This window comes from Paenarthrobacter sp. PAE-2 (assembly GCF_026013155.1).
GTDB lineage: Bacteria > Actinomycetota > Actinomycetes > Actinomycetales > Micrococcaceae > Arthrobacter > Arthrobacter ureafaciens.
This window is the reverse complement of sequence record NZ_JAPDNV010000041.1, coordinates 1-15,338: the sequence shown is the minus strand read 5'-3', so window position 1 is coordinate 15,338 and position 15,338 is coordinate 1. Positions and strand designations below refer to the sequence as shown.

General features: G+C 64.8%; 14 protein-coding genes. 6 read left to right on the top strand and 8 right to left on the bottom strand.

Going from position 1 to position 15,338, the window contains the following annotated elements; all coding sequences use genetic code 11:
• Positions 1–98: 98 nt before the first annotated feature.
• The 7 genes from OCL88_RS18000 to OCL88_RS17970 form a co-directional block, all read right to left on the bottom strand.
• Positions 99–806, bottom strand: coding sequence for an SRPBCC domain-containing protein (locus OCL88_RS18000; RefSeq protein WP_166185890.1), 708 nt, complete (start codon positions 804–806; stop codon positions 99–101).
• Between the two features lie 71 nt (positions 807–877).
• A complete protein-coding gene (locus OCL88_RS17995; protein ID WP_264963412.1) occupies positions 878–1,927 on the bottom strand; it encodes a DUF6707 family protein in 1,050 nt (349 codons plus the stop codon).
• Between the two features lie 73 nt (positions 1,928–2,000).
• Complete coding sequence (locus tag OCL88_RS17990; protein ID WP_166185892.1) at positions 2,001–2,540, bottom strand: NUDIX hydrolase family protein; 540 nt, start codon at positions 2,538–2,540, stop codon at positions 2,001–2,003.
• 73 nt (positions 2,541–2,613) lie between these two features.
• Positions 2,614–3,234 (bottom strand): RraA family protein, encoded by a 621-nt coding sequence (locus OCL88_RS17985; RefSeq protein WP_166185893.1) that lies wholly within the window; start codon positions 3,232–3,234, stop codon positions 2,614–2,616.
• Positions 3,231–3,659: a RidA family protein gene (locus OCL88_RS17980; protein ID WP_264963411.1), complete on the bottom strand. Its 429-nt coding sequence runs from the start codon at positions 3,657–3,659 to the stop codon at positions 3,231–3,233. Before OCL88_RS17980 ends, OCL88_RS17985 begins: the two co-directional genes overlap by 4 nt.
• Entirely contained in the window at positions 3,656–5,038 is a 1,383-nt protein-coding gene (locus OCL88_RS17975) for an MFS transporter (protein WP_166185895.1), read from the bottom strand. The genes OCL88_RS17980 and OCL88_RS17975 overlap by 4 nt, the downstream gene beginning before the upstream one ends.
• A gap of 135 nt (positions 5,039–5,173) precedes the next feature.
• Positions 5,174–6,355 (bottom strand): helix-turn-helix domain-containing protein, encoded by a 1,182-nt coding sequence (locus tag OCL88_RS17970; protein ID WP_264963410.1) that lies wholly within the window; start codon positions 6,353–6,355, stop codon positions 5,174–5,176.
• A 135-nt stretch (positions 6,356–6,490) separates the two neighbouring features.
• Here OCL88_RS17970 and OCL88_RS17965 point away from each other — a divergent pair, with 135 nt between their 5' ends.
• The 5 genes from OCL88_RS17965 to OCL88_RS17945 are packed head-to-tail and all read left to right on the top strand — an operon-like array spanning position 6,491 to position 13,851.
• On the top strand, positions 6,491–7,822 hold the full coding sequence (locus tag OCL88_RS17965) for an MFS transporter (RefSeq protein WP_264963409.1): 1,332 nt from the start codon (positions 6,491–6,493) through the stop codon (positions 7,820–7,822).
• Complete coding sequence (locus OCL88_RS17960) at positions 7,819–9,441, top strand: thiamine pyrophosphate-dependent enzyme (RefSeq protein ID WP_264963408.1); 1,623 nt, start codon at positions 7,819–7,821, stop codon at positions 9,439–9,441. The genes OCL88_RS17965 and OCL88_RS17960 overlap by 4 nt, the downstream gene beginning before the upstream one ends.
• A 13-nt stretch (positions 9,442–9,454) precedes the next feature.
• Positions 9,455–10,852: a gamma-aminobutyraldehyde dehydrogenase gene (locus OCL88_RS17955; protein ID WP_166185899.1), complete on the top strand. Its 1,398-nt coding sequence runs from the start codon at positions 9,455–9,457 to the stop codon at positions 10,850–10,852.
• Positions 10,853–10,861: 9 nt separating this feature from the next.
• A complete protein-coding gene (locus OCL88_RS17950) occupies positions 10,862–12,586 on the top strand; it encodes an amidohydrolase (RefSeq protein ID WP_264963407.1) in 1,725 nt (574 codons plus the stop codon).
• An 8-nt stretch (positions 12,587–12,594) separates the two neighbouring features.
• Entirely contained in the window at positions 12,595–13,851 is a 1,257-nt protein-coding gene (locus OCL88_RS17945; protein WP_264963406.1) for a M20 family metallo-hydrolase, read from the top strand.
• A gap of 2 nt (positions 13,852–13,853) precedes the next feature.
• Here OCL88_RS17945 and OCL88_RS17940 read toward each other — a convergent pair whose 3' ends face one another.
• Positions 13,854–14,570, bottom strand: a complete 717-nt coding sequence (locus tag OCL88_RS17940; protein ID WP_264963405.1) for a hypothetical protein — start codon at positions 14,568–14,570, stop codon at positions 13,854–13,856.
• Between the two features lie 104 nt (positions 14,571–14,674).
• Between OCL88_RS17940 and OCL88_RS17935 the strand changes: the two genes are divergently transcribed.
• Complete coding sequence (locus tag OCL88_RS17935; RefSeq protein WP_193592060.1) at positions 14,675–15,298, top strand: YdeI/OmpD-associated family protein; 624 nt, start codon at positions 14,675–14,677, stop codon at positions 15,296–15,298.
• Positions 15,299–15,338 lie beyond the last annotated feature (40 nt).

The window sequence follows — 15,338 nt, the reverse complement described above, 5'->3', positions numbered from 1 at the left end:
CGAGGCGCGGCGGTAGGAAGCGGGGAGGACTGGGAAACAGAAGCTGGCACGCTACCAAGTGTGCCAGCTTTACCGAAGGTAACCTGACGTGGCGGCCGTCAGGAACCGTAGTTCGACTCTTTCCATTTGTCCCACGAGGACCTGATGTCCGCCAAGGTGTGGGCCCCCAGATCGTACGTTGAAGCAATGACGATCGCTCCGCCGTCAGGCCTCTTCTCCGGGATGGGCAGCTGCTCGGCAACGATCAGCAGCCCGTCCCCGTGTTCAGCGTAGCTGTGGACCGTGACGCCTACCTGGTGGCGGCTCTTGAACCAGACCTTCCCGGAAATAGCCTCACCGGTGCCCAGCGTCAGCGAGTACTCGTCGCCTACGGGTGGCAGGTCGCCAAGCCCCAGCTTTTCAATGGCCGATCCACTCCCGGAGACCGACAGGAAGTGGGTCCGCCGCTTGCCATGCGGGTGGCGCTCCAAGGCGAAACGCAGCTGGTTGATGAACGTGAGCCAGCCTTGGGTGATGTCCTCGTCCCATTCCGCCCACTCGGAGTTATGGTCCAGGGCCGCCCGGGTGACCTTGAGCTCCGTGCCCCCGGACACGGGATGCAGTTCGAAGACATCGCCGCCGTTGACGGTCAAACTGGTGTGGTCCGGACCCTCCACGACGTCGGTGTTGAAGTAGATCTGTTTGATTTCGTCATTCAGGTCATCGGCTTCCCAGCCGTGCCATTGGGCCACCAGCGACGGTTCGCGCAGCATATTCCAAACCTGCGGCGCATCAGCATTAATCACAACGCTCAGATTGTTCGTCATGGCCCCGAATTTACCGCCGTTTAGGCGCCCGCAACAGACCTTGACGCCATGGTGCGGAGCCTGGCTGGGGATCAGGCCCGGACTGCCTCGAGTTCGTTGCAGATCCGGCGTCCCAGTTCGTCCTCGTCGATGGTCTCGGAGCCGCCATGGGCGCGCAGGAACAGCAACGCTTCGAGCCGCAGGAACCGCCACTCACGTTCGGCTTCCTGGTTTCCGTTGTCGATCGCTCGGAAGATTTCTTTGTCGTAGAGGTTGGGTTCGTTGAGGGCGCGCTGCCGCACACGGGCGTTGATCCGGGCCCTGAACGGGTCTTCTTCCTGCGATTCCGGCGCACGGAGGAGTTTCTCGTACACCGCGGCCCGCTCCGCCTGGCCCGACTCGCGGCAGATGAAGCTGGAAAGCGCGAGCGCACGTTCAATTGACGCCCAGCGGTCCAGGTTGCCGTCGAACGGCAGGACATTCAGGAGGTCGGCGACGGCAAGCGAACCGTCCGGATCCTTGAGCACCACGCAAAGGTTGAAAGCGAGGTCGCTCAGGTCACGCAGGCAACTGCCGGACTTGGTGTTGATGCCCTTGGCGAGGCGATCTGCCAGCACCTGCACGCCGTTCTTGCCCTTGTGGTTGGACGCAGCAGCCAGCACCACGGACTCGGGCGTGCCCGCCGGCTCCGGAATCAACGCCATCTCCTCGGCGCCGGGTCCGGTGTACGCCGGCGGCGCTTCCGGGCGGGGAGGTACGACGACGGCGGGTTCAGCAGTGGCCGGAGCGTCCGGAGCCGCCGGGCTACTGGAGTCCGGGGTGCTGGAGTCTTGGACACCGGAGTCGGAAGTGCCCGCATCGGCGGCGCTGGCATCGGCGGCGCCCGCATCCCGCAGGCTGGAGCCGGCACCGGTTGGAACTCCGTCGCCCACAGGGACACTGGACTTGGCAGCGATCCGTACGCTGCCGCCGTCGTGCGTTGTCACCAGCACCAAAGCCGGGACGCCGTAATCGTCATTCTGGACGTCGACGGAAGTGATTTCCTCGGCCGGCCCGTCTCCGGGCAGGTACACAAAGTCTCCGGGCTGCAGGTCCCCAGCCTGCTTTTCGCGGTATTGCTGAGTAGCTGGGCTGTGAGTCATCGGAAGTCCTTTGGTTCTCTTGCGGTCCGCCGTCCAGTCTACAAAAGGGGACCGCTCCAAGCCGGGGGACCCGCTAGACCACGATGCCCGAGTATGCCAGTGCCTGGCGCACGAGGTTCCCGCGGCCACCTTCGAACTCTTGCTGGACACCCTCGCTGAGGACGTCCTGCGGGGTCATCCACGTGAGTTCGAGGGCATCCTGGCGCGGTTCGCATTCGCCCGTGACGGGAATGACGAACACCAGCGACACCGCGTGTTGCCGTTCGTCCGTGAAGCCGGTCTGCGAGGGAGCCGGGAAGTATTCGGCCACCGTGAACGGAACCGGGCTGATGGGAAGCTGCGGGAAAGCCAGGGGACCGAGGTCCTTTTCCATGTGCCGCAGAAGGGCTGCCCTGATGGTTTCGCGGTACAGGACGCGACCGGAGACGAGGTAGCGCACCATGTTGCCGTCGGCGTCGCCCTGCAGGAGTGAGCCGACCTCATTGACGTACCCGAGCGGATCCAACCGGACGGGAACTGCTTCCACGTAGACCATGGGCAGCCGCCCGCGGGCCTCGAAGAGGTCTTCGTCGGAAAGCCAGCCGGGATACGGATCAGGTGTACGTACGCTCATGGTTAAGTTCTACCCCATCCCCGGACCAAGTTCGCTTGTGGCGCAGCAGGTGGCCGCCCGCGCCCCGGTGGTGTTACAGGGCAAGGATCGATTCGAGCGGTTCCCCGGCCGCGATGCGGGCCAGGATGGCGGGCTCGGCCTCGTCGGAGGCCAGCGCCCGGGGGAGGACTTCCTGCGCAGCTTCGGGTGCGAGCACTATCAGGCCATTGTCATCACCCAGGACGATGTCGCCCGGATTCACCTGCACGCCTCCACAGTGGACGGGAACGTTGACCGCCGACCCCGCTCCGCGCACCCTTTTGGTGGTGAGGCACGACGTCCCGCGGGCAAACACCGGCAGCCCGGCCTCGCGGAGTTCCCGGACGTCGGTCGCCACGCCATCAACAACGACGGCGGAAGCACCTTGGGCGATCGCCGCCGCCGCGGTCACGGCTCCCACAGGCGCGTGACGGTTGTCGCCGAGCATGTCCACCACCAGTACGTCGCCGGGCCGGAGTGCCAGGAGCGCCCGATTCATCGCGATTGCGTCTCGGTCAGCGATGCGCACGGTAACGGCCGGCCCTGCGATTTTGACGCCGCCCGGGACGTGCCCCATGAGCGAGCCGATGCCGGGATCAACGAACCCCTCCTCGAGGAGATGGCCGATCGTGGGGTAGCTGGTCCTGGCGAGGTCCTCAAGCAAAGTGGTGATCACAGGGAACCCTCCTTGGCGGGTATTTCAGGGCCGTTCTTGGGCGCGAGCACTGCCACGCATTCAATCTCCAGTGACACGCCCCAAAGACTGACGCACACCGTGGTCCGGGCGGGCTTGGCCGTGCCGAAGTACTCGACGTAAACGCGGTTGTACTTTCCCAGTTGCTCAGGGCTGGTGAGGTAGGTGTTGACCTTGACCACGTGCTCCAGGCCGGATCCGGCTGCCTCCAGCACCCCGGCGAGGTTTCGGATTGTCTGCCGGACCTGCCCCTCGAAGGTGTCCGGCTGGTGGTCGAGTCCGGTGATCGCGGGGATCTGGCCGGAGGTGAAAACGAAACCGTTGGCAATGACCGCCGGGGAGAAGGGCCCGACGGCGGGCGCCTGGCCGGGGATACCGGCCAGGCGCTCGATGTGGGTGGCGGTCACTTCGCTGCCGTGGCTTCCGTTGAACCTGCAGTTGCGGCACCGGCCACGGCGGGTGCCTCGTCCACGGCATCGATGTTGCCGTGGCGGGTTTCCGTCAGGACGAACAGTGCTGCCAGGGAGGCGAGGGCTGCTGCGAGGATGTACCAGGCGATTGAGGAACTTTCACCGGTCAGGCCCAGGAGCCACGTGGTGATGAACGGGGTTGCCGCGCTGCCCAGGAGACCGGAGAGCATGTAGGCCACCGAGAGGCCGGAGTACCGGACCTTGGAACCGAACAGTTCGGCAAGGAAGGTCGCGATGGGGCCGTAGTTGGCCGCGAAGGCAGTCATCATGGCCAGGTAGGCAACGAAGAGCAGGGCCACGGACTTGGTGTCCATGAGCCAGAACATCGGGAACGCGAGCGCTGCCTCGGCAATGACGCCGGCGTAGATGATGGGCTTGCGGCCGTGCTTGTCGGAGAGCTTGCCGAAGAACGGGATCAGCACGAAGCAGAGGGCGCAGGCAGCCAGCACCACCCACAGCATGAGGCTTTCCGAATGGCCAAGTTCCTTCTTGCCGTAGGCCACGCCGGAGGCTACCAGGAGGGTGAAGGTGCTGCCGGTGGACAGGGTAGCGATGCCGCCCAGGACAACCTGCTTCCAGTACTTGGCCATGAGGGCGGCGAAGGGCATCTTGGCCTTTGCCCCGGCGGTCTTGACGGCCTGGAAGGAGGGCGTTTCCTCGATGTTGAGGCGGATGTAGATGCCGACGGCCACCAGGAGGCAGGAGGCCAGGAACGGTATCCGCCAACCCCAGGCGAGGAGGTCCTCGCTGCTCATGGAGGAGGCCACGATGAGGAACGCGACGTTGGCGATCAGGGTTCCGGCCGGCACGCCTACCTGGACCAGGGAACCGTAGAAGCCCCGGCGGGTGGACGGTGCATGTTCCACGGTCATGAGCACGGCTCCACCCCACTCGCCGCCCAAGGCAAGGCCTTGGATCACGCGGAGCAGGAGCAGCAATAGCGGTGCCATGATGCCGATCGCTGCGTAGTCGGGAAGCAGGCCGATGGCGAAGGTTGCGGCGCCCATGGTGAGCAGCGACACGAGGAGCATGGACTTGCGGCCGAGGCGGTCACCGAAGTGGCCGAAGACTATGGCTCCGACCATGCGGGCAATGTATGCGGAGGCGAAGGTTCCGAAGGCCAGCATGGTGCCGACGATCGGATCGAAGCTGGGGAAGAAGATCTTGTTGAAAACGAGTGCCGAGGCGGTTCCAAAAACAAAGAGGTCGTACCATTCGACGGTGGTGCCAATAACGCTGGCGAGGGCAATCTTGCGCATTTTGGCGAGGTCTAGCCTGGCTGTGGATGCGGCGGCGGTATCTACCGTGTGGGCCATCAGAATCTCCGGATGGGGTGCGGGGACGAGTGTCCGGTGCAAGGTAGCTACAACTATTCTGTGTTGCCGATCACACGTTCAATGGCAAAAATCCCAGCAAAAATCCGGCGAAAATGTGTGAACACACATCGGGCGTCATGCCCACGCAACTATCAGGCGGGCCGACTTGGCCGGTACGGCAAGGTCTATGCCCGTCAGTTCCTCGAACCGGTTGAGACGGTTAAGGATGGTGTTCCGGTGACAGAACAACTGCTCCGACGTGACGGTGATGTTGCCGGTGCTCAAATAATGGCGGACGGTTTCGAGCAGGCGTTCCCGCTCGCCGCCCCTGCATTCAGCCAGGGCTTCTTCGATCTCGGCGGCGAGGTCCATGCCGGAATCCTGGAGGGCCTGCCGGGCGAGGCGGGGCCATGCCGAGTCGGCGGAAAGCGGCCGGGTATCGCGGGGCCTTAGCAGTGCGGCCAGGCTTTCGGCAGCGCGGGCCGCTGCCGGAAGGGCCCGAAGCCCGAGGACCTCAGGGACGTAGCCGCAGGGAAGGTCTGCCAGCGGTGGGGGCAGTTGGTCCTCGCTGTCTGCGCTGCGGGTGCGGGTAGCCGGCAGCGCCCAGAACGCATAGGTGTTTCCGCCTGATTCGTGGAGGAAGAGCTTCTGCCTGGCGGTGGTGTTCGACGTGAACCGGGATACGGCGGTCCGCAGCCGTGCGCCCGGCTCTCCGCTGGCGGCCACCAGTGCAAAGCGGGAGTCGGCGTTGATGCCCAGGGCTGAAGCGACCTGGGCGGAGGTTTCCACGGACGGCGTGCTTTGGTTGAAGAGCCGGGCAACGAACTCGCGCTGGATGCTCGATTCCTCCTGGGCCATGCGCACCCGTTCGGTGAGGTAACTGGTGTGCGTGCGGGTGGCGAATTCGTCCACGACACCCCACACCTTGTCTACCCGGGATGCTAGCAATATGGCGTCCTCCGGTGACGCGATTTCCAGCAGTTCGGCCCAGAGGATGCTGAAGTCCAAGCGCACGGCCGTGGTCAGGGATTCCGGGGGAATACCTGCCTGGGCGCGCTTGGCACCCAAGTCCGAGGCGAACTCGAGGAGGCCGTCCCGGCTGTCCGGATGTGTTCCTTTCAAGCCCCGGATCAGGCGCCGGAAGGTTTCCCTGGCTGTGTTCCGGATCTCCTGGACAGTGACCTGGCTTTCGCCGTACTCCGGGATGTCCCGGACCTTGGTGGTGAAAGCCTGCGCCAGTTCATCAAGCCGCTCTTCGAGCTGATCAACCAGCCGGGACCAGCGTGCCTGTTGGGCCGGCGATTCAACATTGTGCATTCACACATTCTAGGGGCATCAATGCGTGGTGTATCGCTAGTTATTTTGGGAGAAGCTACTGGCAGTATGGAGTGAGTCACAAAATGTTCGGGCTGTCCAGATGCCCGGCCCTCGTTCTCGCACCTTGGAGCACTTATGGCAAGCACGGTCAGCCCAGACACTGACACCAATCCCGCGGCAGGACACGTCGTTGACGAACGCGTCACCAAGAAGGTGGCCCTGGCTGCCCTTGTGGGCACGGCGCTGGAATGGTACGACTTCTTCCTTTTCACCACGGCAGCGGCTCTGGTGTTCAACGCGCAGTTCTTCGTCTCGCAGGACCCGTTCGTTGCGGCCATGGGCTCCTTCGCAACCCTCGCAGTAGGGTTCGTGGCCCGCCCGATCGGTGGCTTCATTTTCGGCGCCCTCGGCGACAAGGTGGGGCGGAAGAAGATCCTCATGGTCACGATCGTCGGGATCGGCATCGTCACCGGACTCATTGGCTTGCTTCCCAATTACATGAGCATCGGCATCGCGGCTCCCATCCTCTTGGTAGCCCTCCGCATCGTCCAGGGCCTCGCAGTCGGCGGCGAGTGGAGCGGCGCGGTGATCATTGCCGTCGAGAACGCACCCGTGGAAAAGCGCGCCCGCTACGCAGCGCTGCCGCAGATCGGTTCGCCGATCGGCACTATCCTGTCCTCCGGCGGCTTCTTCGGCATGCTGTTCCTGGTAGGCCAGACGAACTTTGATTCCTGGGGTTGGCGCATCCCGTTCGTCGCCGCCATCCCGCTGCTCGCCATCTCCCTGTGGATCCGCAGCCGCCTCAGCGAATCGCCCGAATTTGAAGCACTCATGGAATCCGGCGAGACGGAGCACGCTCCCATCCGCGGTGTCCTGAAGAACAGCTGGCGCCAGATCCTGGTCGGCATGTGCTCGGCCCTGCTGGGCATCGGCGGCTTCTACCTCATCACCAGCTTCGTGGTCTTCTATGGCACCAAGGTCCTCAAGATGCCATCCGAACTCCTGCTCCTGGGCACGCTCCTGGCAGCCGCCCTGGAGATCGGTGCCCTGGTCTGGGCAGGCCGGCTGGGTGAAAAGTTCGGCGCCAGCAAGGTCATCCTTTGGGGCGGCGTCGCTTCTGCCCTGATCGCAGTACCGGTTTTCCTGGCCATCGACAGCCGTGTGCCAGTCCTGGTGGTACTCGCCATGATGACCGGCGTCGCCGTCCTGTCCATTCCCTACGCTGTCTCCGGCACCGCACTGACTGCGCTCTTCGCTACCAAGGTCCGCTACACCGGCGTCGCCATCACCTCCAACACCGCCGGCGTGATCTCGGGCTTCGTTCCCCTGATCGCCACCGCCCTTGTTGCGGCCAACAGCTCCTTCTGGCCAGGCGCCATCATCCTCCTGGTGATCTCCGCACTGACCGCCCTGTCCGGACTGTTCCTCCCCAAGCTCTCCATCGCAGAAAAGGGTATGAAGCATTGAGCACCACTACCGCCGGGCACCTGATCGTCCGCCAGCTTGAGCGCACCGGAATCCAGCGGGTCTACACAGTCCCCGGAGAGAGCTTCCTGGATGTCCTCGACGGACTCCACAGCTCACCCATCACCAACGTGGTTGCCCGCCAGGAGGGCGGCGCCGGATTCATGGCGCTTGCAGAGGGGCGGCTCACCGGGCTTCCCGGCGTCGCGATGGTTACCCGGGGCCCGGGCGCGGCCAATGCCTTCATCGCCGTGCATACTGCTTATCAGGACGCCACCCCGCTCATCCTTTTCGTGGGGCTGATCCCGGTAGCTGACCGCGGCCGCGAGTCCTTTCAGGAGTTCGACATCAACGCCTGGTTCGGCAGCACAGCCAAGAAGGTTCTCACCCTGGATGACGCGGCCTCGGCCGCCCGGGTGGTGGCTGACGCCGTCTTCACTGCCCTGAGCGGACGTCCCGGTCCCGTGGTCATCGGCCTTCCCGAAGACGTCTTGGTCCACGTCGTCGAGGAAACCACGGTGGAACCGCGCGCGGTGGCCAGTCCGGAACCTGCCGCCGCGGACCTTGAAGGCTTGAAGCAGAAGCTGGGCAACGCACGCAAGCCGCTGATCGTCGTCGGCGGCGAAGGCTGGACGGAAGAGTCCGGCGGTCAGCTTGCCGCCTGGGCCGCCCGCCACCATATCCCCGTCGTGGCCGACTTCCGTGCCTACGACGCCGTCCCACACAGAAGCGAGGCCTACGTAGGCTATCTGGGGTACGGGCGGAGCGACGCCAACGCCCAGCGCCTGGACGACGCCGACCTGCTGGTCTTCGTCGGATGCGTCCGCAGCGATGTCCTTTCCGACGGTTATAAGCGGGGACTCGATGCCCACACCGTGGTGGTCAACGCCGATGCCAACCTCCTGGGGCACTTCGGACGCCTGGACCAGCACATCATTGCCGACGTCACGTCGTTCGCGGGCGCCGTTGCCGCCGTCGAGGTGACCACGGAACGCGAAGAGGGTTGGTTCGCCAGCGCCCGCGCCGACCACCTCGCGTTCTCGACGCCAACGCCCGACGGCGGAATCGGCGTGGACCTCGGCGTCGCCATGGAAGTGCTTAAGAAAGAGCTCGACGACGACGCCGTCATCACCTTCGGCGCCGGCAACCACGCCATCTGGCCAGCCCGCTACTTGGAGCACAACTCCGCAAACTCCCTGGCAGCACCGCGAAACGGTGCCATGGGCATGGGGATACCGGCAGCCGTGGCTGCATCGCTCGCCTACCCGGGCCGGCAGGTCGTCTCCGTGGCCGGTGACGGCTGCTTCATGATGAATGGCCAGGAACTCGCCACCGCCATGGGCTACGGCGCAAGGCTCATTGTGCTGGTAGTGGACAACGGCATCTTCGCCACCATCCGTGAACACCAGGAAAACCATTACCCGGACAGGCCCTCCGGAACACACATGACCAACCCGGACTTCGCAGCCCTGGCCCGTTCCTACGGCGCCTACGGGGAGCGGGTGGACCGCACGGAGGACTTCGCAGCCGCGTTCCGCCGCGCCGTCGACTCCGGCCTGCCCGCCTTGCTGCACCTGCCGCAGGACCCCGCGACCCGTTCGCCCAAGACTTCCATCAACTGACCGGAGCCCCACCGTGATCCAGCTTCAGAACATCATCAACGGAGAATCCGTACGCGCCGGGCAGACGTTGCCGTTCTTTGACCCCACTACCGGTGAACAGATCGGCACCGCCCCGGACAGCGACGCCGGCGTGGTGGACTCCGCCTTCCAGGCTGCTGCCGCCGCATTCAAGAGCTACAAACGAACGACGCCGGGAACCCGCCAGTCGCTGCTGTTGCAGCTTGCCGACCTCATCGAGGCCAACGTCGACCGGCTGCTGGAAGCCGAGGTTGCCTGCACGGGCAAACCGGCCGCGCTGACCAAGGAGCTCGAAATCCTGCGCGGCGCAGACCAGCTGCGCTTCTTCGCCGGTGCTTGCCGTGTGGTTTCAGGAACTGCCCAGACCGAGTACGTGGAGGGGTTCTCCTCCACCATTCGCAGGGAGCCGCTGGGCGTCGTCGCCCAGATCACGCCGTGGAACTACCCGTTCATGATGGCCATCTGGAAGATCGGCCCGGCTTTGGCAGCGGGCAACACACTGGTCCTCAAGCCAGCCGACACCACCCCGTGGTCCACAGTGATCCTCGCTGAACTGGCACAGAAGGTGTACCCCGCCGGTGTAGTGAACGTGGTCTGCGGCGGACGCGAAGCCGGGGCAGCGATGGTGGACCACGAAATCCCGGAAATGGTCTCGATCACCGGGTCCACCCGGGCCGGCGCCCAGGTTATGTCGGCGGCGTCGAAAACCCTCAAGGACGTTCACCTGGAGCTCGGCGGCAAGGCCCCTGCAGTGGTGTTTGCCGACGTCGACATCCAGCGGACCGCCCGCGAAATCGCCCTTGGTGCCTTCTTCAACGCAGGCCAGGACTGCACGGCCGTTACCCGTGTGTTGGTCCACCGGGACATCCACCCGGAGTTCGCAACGGCCCTTGCCGATGCTGCCTCCGCCCTGCGGTTTGGGGAGGATCTGGGGCCGCTCAACAGCGCCGCACAGCTGGAGCGCGTGGAGGGTTTTATGACCCGCCTCCCGGCCAACGCCACCGTGCTGACCGGCGGCAAGCGCACCGGCACCGGGTACTACTTTGAACCGACGGTCATTGACGGTGTTTTCCAAAGCGATGAAGTGGTCTGCGACGAGATCTTCGGACCCGTGCTGACAGTCCAGCCCTTCGGAACCGAAGACGAGGCCTTGGAACTCGCCAACGGCACCAAGTATGCCTTGGCCTCCAGCGTATGGTCCGAGAACCACGGCGTGGTGACGCGGGTTTCCAACGAACTCGACTTCGGAGCTGTGTGGATCAACTGCCACCAGGTGATCCCGGCGGAGGCACCCCACGGAGGTTTCAAGCATTCCGGCACGGGCAAGGACCTCTCCGTATTCGGGCTTGAGGACTACACCCGCATCAAGTCCGTCACCACGTCCCACCGCTAGGGACACGCCATGAAACTGGATCTCCTGCTACAGAACGCAGACATCATCACCATGGAGCCGGACCGTCCCACGGCCGGGTCCATGGGGATCTGGCAGGGCCGGATCGTGGGCTTCGACGAGGACCTGTCCGGCCTCGAAGCAGCCCGGGTCCTGGACCTGGGTGGCGCCACGATGACGCCCGGCTTCATTGATGCGCACTGCCACACAACCTGGTTTGGCTTGGGCCTGGCGGAGCTGGATGTCTCCGGGGCCCGGCGTTTGGAAGAACTCTACGAGCTTCTCAGCGGTGCCGTTTCAAAGGGCGAAGGCGAAGCTGACCAAGCGTGGCTCTTCGCTACCGGCTTCAACCAGGCCCACCTTGACGGCGCCTTCCCGGACATCGACGAACTCGACCGCATCACCGGCAACCGCCCCTTCTTCATGCGCCACACTTCAGGCCACATGGCGGTGGTCAACACAGCCGCGCTGCGGCTGGCTGGTGCCGAGTCGCCGTCGTTCCCCGATCCCGACGGCGGAGAAATAGTCCGCGATGCAGCGGGACGTCCCACGGGAGTTGTCCAGGAGACGGCGCAGGAACTCATCCAACAGTTGATCCTGCCGTATTCGCTGGAGGACATCGAGGCTGCACTGGAGCGGGCCACCAAGTACTACGCGTCCGAGGGAATCACGAGCTTCACCGAAGCCGGCGTGGGAGGCGGCTGGATCGGCCACAGCCCCGCCGAGCTGGCTGCCTACCAACGCGCGGCGTCCAACGGACGTTTGCATGCCCGTGCACAGGTGATGCCGGTCCTGGATGTCCTGCATGGCTTGAACGGCCACGCTGCCGACAGCCCCGCCACGGCCCCCATCGGCCTGGATCTGGGGATAGCCACCGGATTCGGGGAAGACTACTTGTCCCTGGGGCCCGCCAAGGTATTCATGGACGGCTCGCTCCTGGGCGAAACCGCAGCGGTCAGCCACGAGTTCTGCAGCCACGGACACAAGGACAACACCGGCAACAAAGGCTACTTCCAAGCCGAACCGGAACAGCTGCGCGAACGCATCGAGGCTGCCTATGCGGCGGGGTGGTCCATTGCGGCCCATGCAATCGGTGACCGTGCCATTGACCTGGCCCTGGACATCATCACCGAATGCCAAGCCACGTACGGTCCCCGACGTATCCCCAACAGGATCGAGCACGCGTCCATGACGCGGCCAGAGCAACTGCCCCGATTGGCCGGGGCGGGCATCGCGGTGACTCCGCAATCGAGTTTCTTCCGCGACCTCGGAGACGCGATGACCGAATCCCTTGGCCCGGACCGGCTGGCCTGGGCCTACCGGGCGTCAAGCTTCCTCGAGGCCGGAGTGGCACTTGCCGGAAGTTCTGACCGGCCCGTCGCCGACGGCAACGTCCTGCGCGGCATGCAGGCATTCGTGGACCGCATGACGGAATCCGGTGCCGTCTTCGGTAATCCGGCCGAACGGCTCACGCCCCGCCAGGCCTTGGCCGCGTACACCTCCGGGGCCGCGGCGGCCACCGGTGCCCTGGCTGACAAAGGAACGTTGACACCCGGCAAGCTCGCCGACTTCACCGTCCTGTCGGGGTCACCGTTGCAGGCACCTGACATCAGTGAACTCCGTGTCCTGGCCACCGCCGTCGGCGGCCGCTTCACGTACCAATCAACCGACTTCCAGGCCGGACTTTCCCCGGAAAGCCCGGTCCTGGCCCGCATCTCTGCAAGCCACAGCGCATAGGGGAAACCATGACCACCACAACCAGCTTCACTGCCCGGGACGCCGTCTTCGTGCAGGATTTCCACACCATGAGCGCATTCGGCGCCACCGAAAACGGCGGCGTGGACCGCCAGGCAGCCACCATTCCGGACGGCGAGCAGCGGCGGTGGCTCACCGCGCTCCTTGAGGAGCACGGTTTCACCGTGAAGTTCGACCGCGCGGGCAACCAGTGGGGCCTCTACGAGGCAATACCGGGTGCTCCGTTCGTGGTGGTCGGTTCGCATATGGATTCGCAGCCGACGGCGGGACGATACGACGGCGCGTACGGTGTGCTTGCTGCGGCCCACGCCGCCTTCCGTCTGGTGGAGCGCTGGAAGGCTGGCGATCCGGCACCGAGGTTCAATCTCGCCGTCGTGAACTGGTTCAACGAGGAAGGCAGCCGCTTTAAGCCGTCCATGATGGGTTCGTCCGTCTACACGGGCAAGCTCGATCTCAACGAAGCGCTCAACACCCGGGACGCTGCCGGGGTCACGGTACGCGATGCCTTGGACGCGATTGGCTGCCGCGGTTCGTTCGAAGGGCCCCAGGCCGCTTACTGCGCCGAGATCCATATCGAACAGGGGCGCAGCATGGAACGCGAAGGGATCACCATCGGCCTGGTGAGCTCCAACTGGGCCGCCAACAAGTACGAATTCGTGGTCCATGGTGAACAGGCCCACACCGGTTCCACTGTGATCGAGGACCGCAAGGATGCCCTGTTGGGAGCCTCCATGCTGGTGGTGGCGGCCCGCGAATTGGCCGATCGTTTCCCCGGAGTCCTGCACACCTCGGTCGGTCAGCTCAACGTCTACCCGAATTCGCCGGTGGTGGTGCCCTCCCGCGTGAACCTGCTCCTTGACCTGCGCAGTGCGGACGAAAGTGTCCTCGCCGAGGCCGATGCGCTGCTGCACGCACGTATTGCGGGCATCGAACGGGCAGCCAACGTCACGGTGGAGCAGCACCATTCGCACTCTTGGGCCGTCACGCCCTACCAGCCCGAAGGCGTGGAGCTGGCAGCAAAGGTCGCGGCAGATCTGGGGCTCTCCAACAAGGAAGTCATGACGTTGGCCGGGCACGATTCCACCAACATGAAGGATCTTGTTCCCACGGTGATGCTTTTTGTGCCCAGCGTGGACGGCATCTCCCATAACGAACACGAGTACACCAAGGACGAGGACATCGTGGCCGGACTTGCCATGCTCACCGAGGTCGTCGGCAGGCTCTGCGACGGGGCACTGGAGGAGTAGCTTTAATTACCCGGTGCCGGTTTCCGAATCACAATGGACGCCGGCGCGGAGCCGCCCACGGCATCCGGGTTGGCGACGTACAGGACATCGTCGTCGATCCTCGCGTCAATGCCCCCTTCGTGCAGCCGCTCCAGCAGAGGCTCCAGGCCGCCGTCGTACTCGAAGGCCAGGTCCCCGGACTCCGGGGCCGTTCCATGGACTACCTGCAGGATCCCGCCGTTCTTGGTGGTGAAGGTGGCGGATTCGTCGTCGGCTGTCCGGGGCCGGGCACCGATGTTGGCGAGCTCCTGGGCGGAACCGTCGACGTCGGGACTCACCCATATGGCCACTACCGCGAGTGCCGGGTCGGCTTTGTCCGAGGTAGCCCAACTGCCGTCAGCTGCCCGTTGGGCCTGGCCGGCGAAGAAGCCGAAACCATCCCTGCCGGTGACGTGGACGGTCTCGCCCTGCGCGGATTCGGTGACCGTGGCACGGGTGCCGTCGTCACGGGTGCGTCGGGCGAATTCTTCCAGCACGCCGACCTCCACACCGAAAGCGGTGCTGCCGTCCCGGGGTTCGGATTGCTGGTGGCTGACCCTCTGCAGCGCAAGGCGACCGGATCCGGCGTCGAACTCCACCCGGTCCCGGGCCTCGGACGTGGCTACCAGCCCCAAAGCTTCCAGCAGCTCAACCCATGGTTCAAGCCGGGACGTGAAGTGGATCGGGCGGGCACGCAGCATGGCTCCTCCTTGGGCGCGGCAGGGTCTCTGCGGTTCAGCCTATGCCGTGGAAGCTGTTTTGACCCGGCTTCCGCGTGTGGGGCTGTTCCCAGCAGAATAGGGCCATGGCTGTTGAGCTTGAAGAACTGATGGTTGCCGATGCTTCCGAATGGCGTGACTGGTTGTCCAGGAATGCCGCTGACAGCCCGGGTGTATGGCTGATCCTGCACAAGAAGGGCGGGAACGTCACAGAGCTTAACTACGACGCCGCGCTGGATGAGGCCCTCTGCTTCGGCTGGATCGATGGGCAATCCAAGAGCCGCGACGCCGAAAGCTACTTTCAACGCATGACGCCCCGGGGCCGCCGAAGCATCTGGTCGGCGCGCAACGTGGGGCACATTGCCCGGCTCGAATCCGAAGGCAGGATGACAGACGCCGGGCGTGCCGCCGTCGACGCCGCCAAAGCCGATGGACGCTGGGAGGCCGCGTACGCAGGCCCCGCCGATTCGGTGGTTCCGGACGATCTTGCCGCGGCCATCGCCGCCGTGCCCGAGGCGCAGGCGATGTTCGAGGTACTGACCTCCCAGAACCGCTTCGCCCTCATTCACAGGACCAACCACGTCAAAGGGGCTGACACCCGGGCGCGGAAAATCACAGGCTTCGTGGAGATGCTGGCCCGCCACGAAACTCCGTACCCGCAGCGCAAAAAACCGGCCACCCCACCCAGGCTCCAAACCCCACCCAAGTAGCGCTCAGGCGGCGCTGCCGCACCGTGGTGTTAGAAAGTGT